Raw genomic sequence first — 5009 nt, 5'->3', positions numbered from 1 at the left:
GTGCGGTAGGTGGGGGTGTCGTGGGCCGGGCCGAGCCAGGCGGTGAGCCGCTCGGCGGCCGCTTCCACCTTCGCGCGGGCTTCGCCGCCCGGGTCGACGAGCAGCCGGTGGGCCACCCGGCCGTCCGCCCGCTGCGCCCAGCCGCCCACCACCCGTCCGTCCGCCCACACCGTGGGGCCGATGTTGCCGTTGCGGTCGAACAGGGCCGGGACCAGCTCCGGATCGAGGTAGAAGTCCCGCCGTCGCCACCCCATGGAGGTCGGGTCGAGCGACGGCAGCAGCGCCACCCAGGGCGCCGGCGCGGGCGCCGGCGGATGGTCCTCGGGCAGCAGCAGACCCACCGAGCCGTCGTCCAGCTCGACCTCCACGGTCTCCACCGCCGCCAGCGCCCGCCGGGTGTTCGTGAGCGTCCAGCCCGTCCACCACTTCAGGTCCTCGACCGTCACCGGACCGAACGCGGCCAGGTACTCCCGGGCCAGCCGTGCTCCGGCCTCCGCCGGCGTCAGATCCGTGGCGTGCGGCTCGGCGGGCGTCCAGCGGAAGCGGGCGCTCGTCCAGGCCCCGTTCGGCCGGGCCCGGCGGACCGCGCCCTCGGCCGCCAGCACCCGCAGCAGCCGTGAGCCGACGCTGATCCGCGCCTCGTAGGACTTGCCGGGCGCCAGCACCAACTGCTCCCGCAGCTCCGGCACATCGGCCGTCAGCTGCACGGCCGTCGCCTCACCCCGCTCCGCCAGGACGGCCAGCAGCCGCCGCTCGGCGGCAGCCAGCCGCACGTCCGACCAGCCGGCCTTGTGGACCTCGGCGACAAAACGGCGCCGCTCCCGCGCGGCCACCGCCCGCGCCGTCGACACGTCGACGACGGGCACCAGCGGCGTCGGCACGACAAACATCGTGCGCCGCATGCACAGCAGCCTGGTGACCGTGTGCTCCTCGTACAGCGCCCGCTCGACCTCGGCCACCGACGGCTCGGCCAGCCGCGCGGCGGCCGACAGGAACACCGTCGCCGGGTCCGTGGCGTGCAGGCCGACAACAGCCCCCGCGGCCTCGGCGACGGTACGGGCGCCGGCACCGGCCAGGCGGTGCCTGACCCCCAGCAGCGCGCGCCGCTCGGCGTCGCCCACGCGCGGGCGGGCGGCGCTCAACGCGGCCCGCCGCGTCTGCCGGCGGCGCGTGCACCACCGGTGGGCGTGGGTCTGCTCCGGGTCGCCCCCGGGCGGGCGTGGTCGTCGGTCATGCGTCCAGCATGACCGACCCCACTGACAACACCCCGGCTCCTTCGCCCGGCGGCACGACCCCGGGAGTGGTCAGCCCTTGCGGGCGTTGATGCGCGCCTGGCGGGCGGCGAGCTTCTCGTCGAGCTTGGCCGCCTCGGCCTCCAGCCCGCCCAGGTACAGCCCCAGCTCCTCCTGGGCCTTCCGGCCCTCGGGGCCGAGCCCGTCGATCTCCATGATCTTCAGGAAGCGCAGCACCGGCTGGAGCACGTCGTCGTGGTGGATGCGCAGGTTGTAGATGCCGCCGATGGCCATACGCGCGGCGGACCGCTCGAAGCCGGGCATGCCGTGGCCGGGCATCCGGAAGTTGACCACCACGTCGCGCACGGCCTGCATCGTCAGGTCCGGCGCCAGCTCGAAGGCGGCACGCAGGAGGTTGCGGTAGAAGACCATGTGCAGGTTCTCGTCGGTGGCGATCCGCGCGAGCATCCGGTCGCAGACCGGGTCACCGGACTGGTGCCCGGTGTTGCGGTGCGAGATGCGGGTCGCCAGCTCCTGGAACGCCACGTACGCGACCGAGTGCAGCATCGAGTGGCGGTTGTCGGACTCGAAGCCCTCCGACATGTGCGCCATCCGGAAGCGCTCCAGCTCGTCCGGGTCGACGGCGCGGGACGCGAGCAGGTAGTCGCGCATGACGATGCCGTGGCGGCCCTCCTCGGCCGTCCAGCGGTGCACCCAGGTGCCCCAGGCGCCGTCCCGTCCGAAGAGCGAGGCGATCTCGTGGTGGTAGCTGGGCAGGTTGTCCTCGGTGAGCAGGTTGACCACGAGCGCGATGCGGCCGATGTCGGTGACCTTCGACTCGCGCGGGTCCCAGGGCTCGCCGTCCTCGAACTGGCCGGGGAAGTTGCGCCCGTCGGACCAGGGCACGTACTCGTGCGGCATCCAGTCCTTGGCGACCTTCAGATGCCGGTTGAGTTCCTTCTCCACGACCTCCTCCAGCGCGTACAGCAGCTGGGCGTCCGTCCACTCCTTCGAGCCGGCGAGGTAGGGAGAGGTCAGCGTCACGGGGGCTCCAGAAAAACACGACGACATACCTACGGGGTCGTAGGTTACGAAACCGTAGGTTAAGCAACGCCGAGAGCCCCCGCCAAGCCCGGTCGCGCGGTCGCCGGGTTACACAGCGTCCCCGCACCCGCCTTTTGGGCGCTTATCGCGCGGATGTCGAGCGGCGATGTGATCTACGTCACTTTGTTGTCGTGTCGTGTCGTGTCGTGTCGTGGCGGGGCGCACCGGGTCGCGGCCGGGTGGAGGGGCGGCCGACACGCCCAGGCGCCCTGCGGTCGTGTCGGCCGGTCAGTCGTCCGCTCGTTCGACGCGGACGGCGCAGACCTTGAACTCCGGCATGCGGGAGGTCGGGTCGAGCGCGGGGTTGGTCAGGGTGTTCGCGCGGCCCTCGCCGGCCCAGTGGAACGGCATGAACACCGTGTCGGGGCGGATGTCCCGGCTCACCTTCGCCGGGGCGACGGCCCGGCCGCGACGGGACGTCACCGCCACGGGATCGCCGTCCTGGACGCCGACGCGCTCGGCGAGCAGCGGGTGCAGCTGGACGAACGCCCCCGGTGCCGCCGAGTTGAGCGTCGGCACGCGGCGGGTCTGCGCGCCCGACTGGTACTGGGCGAGCACCCGTCCGGTGGTCAGCAGCAGCGGGTACTCCTCGTCGGGTTCCTCGGCCGACGCCCGGTGGGTGACGTCCGCGAACCGGGCGCGGCCGTCCGGGGTGGCGAACCGGTCCAGGAAGAGCCGGGGCGTGCCCGGGTGCCGCGGACCGTCGGGGGACTCGGGGCACGGCCAGAAGACGCCGTCCTCCTCGGCGATCCGCCGGTAGGTGATGCCCGAGTAGTCGGCCTTGCCGCCGGCAGAGGCACGACGCAGCTCGGCGAACGCCTCCTCGGCGTCCGTGGGGAAGCCCTTCTCCCAACCGAGTCGCGTCGCGAGGGAGTTGAGTACCTCCAGGTCGCTACGGACGCCGGGCGGCGGGGTCACCGCGCGGCGGCGCAGCAGTACCCGGCCCTCCAGGTTGGTCATCGTCCCGGTCTCCTCGGCCCACTGCGCGACCGGCAGCACCACGTCGGCGAGTTCGGCCGTCTCCGACAGCACCACGTCGCACACGGCGAGGAAGTCCAACGCGCGTATGCGCTCCTCCACATGGGCGGCGCGCGGCGCGGAGACCACCGGGTTGGAGCCGAGCAGCAGCAGGGACCGCACGTCGCGGCCGAGCGCGTCCAGCAGCTCGTAGGCGCTCCGCCCCGGGCCCGGCAGGCTGTCGGGGTCGACCCCCCACACCTCGGCGACGTGCGCCCGGGCGGCCGGGTCGGTCAGTGAGCGGTAGCCGGGCAACTGGTCGGCCTTCTGGCCGTGTTCGCGTCCGCCCTGTCCGTTGCCCTGGCCGGTGAGGCAGCCGTAGCCGGACAGCGGCCGGCCGGCCCGCCCGGTCGCCAGCGTCAGGTTGATCCACGCGCCGACCGTGTCGGTGCCCTTCGCCTGCTGCTCGGGACCCCGGGCGGTCAGCACCATCGCCGACCTCGCCTCGCAGAAGTACCGTACGGCCTCACGGAGTTGGGGTACCGGTACGCCGGTGATCCGCTCGACGAGTTCCGGCCAGTGCGCCATCGCCGCGGCCCGCGCGGCCGGCCAACCGGTGGTGCGCTCGGCTATGTACTCCTCGTCCGTGCGTCCCTCCGCGACGATCAGGTGCAGCATGCCGAGCGCCAGCGCGAGGTCGGTGCCGGGCCGGGGCGCCAGATGCAGGTCGGCCTGCTCGGCGGTGCGGGTGCGGCGCGGATCGACGACGATCAGCTTGCCGCCGCGCTGCCGCATGTCAGTGAAGTAGCGCAGCGCCGGCGGCATGGTCTCCGCCGGGTTGGAGCCGACGAGGATCACACAGTCCGTGCGGGCGACGTCCGCCAGCGGGAACGGCAGTCCGCGGTCGAGTCCGAACGCCTTGTTGCCCGCCGCCGCGGCCGACGACATGCAGAACCGGCCGTTGTAGTCGATCTGCGAGGTGCCGAGCACCAGCCGGGCGAACTTGCCCAGCAGATAGGCCTTCTCGTTGGTCAGACCGCCGCCGCCGAACACGCCGACGGCGTCCGCGCCGTGCTGCTCGCGGGTCCGGGACAGCCCCTCGGCGACCCGGGCGAGCGCCTCGTCCCAGTCCGCCTCCTCCAGCGGCCCGCCCGGGCTGCGGCGCACCAGCGGCGTGGTCAGCCGCGCCCCGGACGCCAGCAGCGCCGGCGCCGTCCGCCCCTTGCCGCACAGCGCTCCCCGGTTCACGGGGAAGGCGACCCGCTCGGTCACCGCCACACGCGTGGGGCGGTCGGGTGCCGGCACCAGTCCCATGCCGCACTGCAGCGAGCAGTAGGGGCAGTGGGTGTCCACCGCCCGGTCGTCACCCCGGCGGGGCGCGTGGACGGCTGCCTTGCCGGATTCGCTTGCGGCCGATGCGGTGGAGACAGGCGTGGCGCTCATGCCGCACATCATGCGTCGCGGATGTTACGCCGGGAGGCGCTTCGCGTTACACGGGCGGCAATCGGACCTCAAAGCGGTCCCGTCCGGCGGGTGAGCCGGTCGCAACCGGTTGTCATTCGAGCGAAACAGGTCGGCAAACGACGCGCGACAGGATCGGTGACGGCACCGCCCCCCGGCCGGGCACCGCCCATCCACGGAACGCCGCCCGGCGTCACCGACCCCAAGCCCCCGGCGCAGCCCATGAACCAGACGTTCACCGTCCCCGCACCCCAC

General features: G+C 73.4%; 3 protein-coding genes. All 3 read right to left on the bottom strand.

Annotation, left to right across the window (positions count from 1 at the left end; genetic code table 11):
• On the bottom strand, positions 1 to 1142 hold a 1142-nt coding region (locus GL263_RS21300; RefSeq protein ID WP_182857349.1), incomplete at its 3' end, for a winged helix DNA-binding domain-containing protein.
• A gap of 162 nt (positions 1143 to 1304) precedes the next feature.
• Positions 1305 to 2276: an acyl-ACP desaturase gene (locus GL263_RS21295; protein ID WP_182857348.1), complete on the bottom strand. Its 972-nt coding sequence runs from the start codon at positions 2274 to 2276 to the stop codon at positions 1305 to 1307.
• Positions 2277 to 2564: 288 nt separating this feature from the next.
• On the bottom strand, positions 2565 to 4736 hold the full coding sequence (locus GL263_RS21290) for a molybdopterin oxidoreductase family protein (RefSeq protein ID WP_182857347.1): 2172 nt from the start codon (positions 4734 to 4736) through the stop codon (positions 2565 to 2567).
• Positions 4737 to 5009: the final 273 nt, after the last annotated feature.

Origin of the sequence: Streptomyces durbertensis, from assembly GCF_014156695.1 — a bacterium.
GTDB lineage: Bacteria > Actinomycetota > Actinomycetes > Streptomycetales > Streptomycetaceae > Streptomyces > Streptomyces durbertensis.
This window is presented reverse-complemented; position numbering and strand designations above follow the sequence as displayed.